The 511-nt window shown below is 81.0% G+C and carries 1 pseudogene; it reads right to left on the reverse strand.

From position 1 onward, the window contains the following. Nucleotides 1-330, reverse strand: a pseudogene (locus AB6N24_RS23125) (DNA polymerase III subunit gamma and tau); the annotation flags it as partial. Between the last annotated feature and the right edge of the window lie 181 nt (nucleotides 331-511).

Raw genomic sequence — 511 nt, forward strand, 5'->3', positions numbered from 1 at the left:
GCCCGGAGCTGTCGCGGCCGCCGCGCCGCCCTGCCCGGAGCCGCCCGGACCCGCCGCAGACCCGGCGCCCGCGCCGCCGGCCGCGCCGGGCTCGTGCAGCACGGGCTCGACCCGCACGTCGAAGCCGAGCGTCTCGCGGACGGCACGCTGCACCATCTCGGCGTGCTGGCCGCCGCGGAACGCTGTCGCGATGCCCGGGGCGGTGAACGCGAGGCGCAGCATCGACGCGTCGAGGTCGGCGACCTGCGCGTTCTGGCTCACGAGCACCCAGGTGGCCTTCTTGAGCCGGTTCAGCGTGTCGAGCACCTCGGGCCACCGGCGACGCAGCATCTCGGTGTCCTGCCCGGCGCCGGCCGCGGCGGGCGCCGGGGCGGCGACGGCCGGGACCTCGACGGTCGCGCCGGCAGCCCACGCGGGCGTCGGTGGCCCAGGGGTGGCCGGCGGCGCGGAACCGGGAGCGGCCGGGGGCGCGGGAGCGCCCGCGGCAGGCCGCGCGGGCGCGGACGGGGCG

Origin of the sequence: Cellulomonas jepli (assembly GCF_047229345.1) — a bacterium.
GTDB lineage: Bacteria > Actinomycetota > Actinomycetes > Actinomycetales > Cellulomonadaceae > Cellulomonas_A.